Annotated in this window: 3 protein-coding genes; 1 reads left to right on the plus strand and 2 read right to left on the minus strand. The window is 64.2% G+C overall.

Going from position 1 to position 2914, the window contains the following annotated elements:
* Positions 1–353: 353 nt before the first annotated feature.
* Positions 354–1370 (minus strand): WD40 repeat domain-containing protein, encoded by a 1017-nt coding sequence (locus DKT69_RS36850; protein WP_146231323.1) that lies wholly within the window; start codon positions 1368–1370, stop codon positions 354–356.
* Positions 1371–1596: 226 nt separating this feature from the next.
* On the opposite strand from DKT69_RS36850, the gene DKT69_RS36855 reads away from it, so the two are divergent.
* Positions 1597–1980: a VOC family protein gene (locus tag DKT69_RS36855; protein WP_109805965.1), complete on the plus strand. Its 384-nt coding sequence runs from the start codon at positions 1597–1599 to the stop codon at positions 1978–1980.
* A 122-nt stretch (positions 1981–2102) separates the two neighbouring features.
* Here DKT69_RS36855 and DKT69_RS36860 read toward each other — a convergent pair whose 3' ends face one another.
* Complete coding sequence (locus DKT69_RS36860) at positions 2103–2738, minus strand: DinB family protein (protein WP_109805966.1); 636 nt, start codon at positions 2736–2738, stop codon at positions 2103–2105.
* Between the last annotated feature and the right edge of the window lie 176 nt (positions 2739–2914).

The raw sequence follows: 2914 nt of genomic DNA on the forward strand, positions 1-2914 counted from the left end.
AGCGCGTTGATGTGCCGAAACGTGGAAGGGTTGAACAGCGCCGCCAGGGCGCCAAAGCGAGTCCCCGCTTCCGCCTGCTGATTGTCGAGCAGATAACCGCTGTCATTGGCCACGTCCGCATCATCCCGCTCGCTGATGTCCAGGTTCAGCCACGCCGCGCGGAGCGACTCTTGTCGACGAGCGGAGCAGCGCGCTCAACTGCCGCCGACCGCGCGCCCGGTCAGCGTCCGCTCGTGCCGAATAGAGTGCGTCGTGAAGGGCTCCGGGTAAGGCGCCATGCGTGGGCTGCGAGGCCGGGGACACCGCGGCCAGCAGTCGATCCGGGTTCCGTGACAACATGCCTCCGATACGTCTCAGTCTGCATCGACTCTCGAAGGCGGGATTCGCCAAAGGGTCCAAGAGAGGGACTTCCCATCCCGGATGTCGGCAGCGAACACGTCCTCTGCAACACCGAACACGGCCTCTGCGACACCGCGCATTGTCGACACCTCCACGTCCCTTGCCTGAAAGGGCGGATTCAGGCTGATCCACCCCACAGGATTGAGCTCGCCGGTGCACAGCAACAGCCCGTGTTCGTAGGTCATGAGGAGTACCCGCCGGTCGCTCAGGAAACATCCGTACAGGAAAAATGCAAGACCTTCGATTTCCATATCGTCCGCGTGGAGCCGAGCAAGGGGACGCCGACTCGGCCATTCCAGGACGGATATCTGGTTATCGAAGCTGGGGTGACGCGTGAGCAGCAGGCGATCTCCGGACGGTGCGAAGCTCGCCGCGATCACATTCTCGGCAACAAGCGCCACCTTGAGCCTGTCGTCCAGCACCTGCGCGACATAGATCAAAGCGCCATCCTGACCCATGGCTGCATCCAGGACTACCGATCCGTCGTGCGGATGAGGCACGGTGGTCACACTGGCGTCCACCGCATCTAGAACGGCCTGGTCCAGGACATGTCCCGAGCCTAGATCCACCAGCAATACCAGATGCTCGCCCTTGGTGTCGTACTCGCGGCCTTTGTACGTCAGCCGTTCGAGTATCGGCGCGGTGACCAGCAGGCGGCCGCCCGGTAGCAACGTCGCGGAATCGGCTGCCACAATCTCGACCGGGATTGGTCGGCCTGCCGCCATGATGATGACCCGACGGGTGTCGGTCACGACGACGGTCGCCAGGTCCGGACTTGCGGCAAGAAGTTCTGCTGTGGGTGGCACGTCCAAGGACAGCCGCTGGATGGGCTGTAACTGCTCGTCCAGCGCGCTTACTGTTCCGTCAGATAAGTGGTATCTGACCACCGGCTCCATCGACTGTGGCGCAAGAACACGATCCAGCCGTAAATCCGGGAGGCGACGTACCCATTCCGCTTCGATTCGACGCACTTGGTCATCCTGCCAGCATCGGGGTGGCAGGCCCCACTGAGCCTCCGCCAGGCCGTCCAGGTCGTCAAGATGGTCTGATGGCGGAGCACCAAGCCGCTAGGGGCACAGTCAAGGTCAGTGCACTGTTCTGCCGCGATCCGCGTGCTGCGGAGCGTGACCAGCAGCAGCCCTCGGAGTGTCCGGACATGCCGATGACAGCGTGTCGTAGCTCCCGTACGTTGGCGCCATGGCGACTTTCTGGACCTTGGGATGCGATGCCGACGATCCGCAGCGGATCGCTGCTTTCTGGGCGCTGGCCCTCGGCTATGTCAAGGAATCCGGTTTCGACGAGCCCGACAACGCGTCCATCGTCGACCCGGATGGCCGGGGCCCTGCCATTGGTTTCCTGAAGGTACCCGAGGACAAGTCCGGCAAGAACCGTATGCATATCGATATCCGGGTGGCCGGTCCAGGCCCCTGGGACATAGTCGAGCGCGCCCGACTGATCCGGCAGAAAGTCCCCGAGTTGGTCGCCGCCGGCGCGGCGGTGGTCCGCGAGGAGTGGTACGGCGACGTCCTCGGGCACGTCGTCATGCAGGACCCCGAGGGCAACGAGTTCTGCGTTGCTTGACGCCACCGCCAGTGCCGCCTTCCAGTATCCGGATCTGCCGCATATTGCGGCACTATGCAGTGTGACGCAGGTCGGTGTCCTTTCGATGGGGGTCTTCCACGTGTCCAAGTGGACACATGGGCCTATTTCTGCGCGTTGAGGTCGCGCAGTGCGAAGCGGAGGTGCTCCCACTCTTCGTCGAAGATCACGTGGAGGCAGTGCAGGACTGGCTCCTCGTGTTCGGGTGACCACGGGTTTTGTCGAGGCTCGGCGAGCCGCGCCGGCGTGACGCTCGCGAGGAAATCCCGCACCATGGCCTGCCGCTCGGCACGCAGCTCGCGCACCTCGGCCAGACTTGGCTGCCCCGTGGCAAAGACCGACATATCGAATCCATCCGCCTCGTACTCGGCGTGCGGCTGCCCGAGCGGATGGAAGGGCTGCGACAGGCGCAGGATCGCCTTGCCGAGCCATGCGTCGGTGGCGAACGCGAGGTGGCGCAGGGTCTGCGCGAACGACCACTCGCCATCGATCGAGACGTCGACGGTGCCCGCGGGCATGGATCCAACTCGGTCGACCGCGGCCGCCCAGGCCCGTTCGAGCGCCGCCCACGCCGATCGCAGGTCATCCGGGTCCTTGGCATGCTTCAGCTCGCGCCCAGGAAATCGCCGGTTGAGTTCGGCCTCGACGAGCGGCACGACGTCGACACCATTAATCAAAAGTGCACCGTCCGCCAGCCACGGTGCATCGATATCGAGCCCGCACACATTGACGCCGCGCATCACCGCCCCGGCCAGCGTCGACCTGTTGAACCGCGCACCCCGCAGGTCCCGGCAGGTTCAGCCGGTCGTAGCATTTGATCTTGGCGGTTCGGTGGGACAGGATGTTCCGCCGTGCGTGCGATGTTGACCCTGGCTGATCGTGAAGAGATTTCCCGTGGCCTGGCCGAAGGCTTGGA

It is taken from the genome of Micromonospora sicca, from assembly GCF_003172935.1.
Taxonomy (GTDB): domain Bacteria; phylum Actinomycetota; class Actinomycetes; order Mycobacteriales; family Micromonosporaceae; genus Micromonospora; species Micromonospora sicca.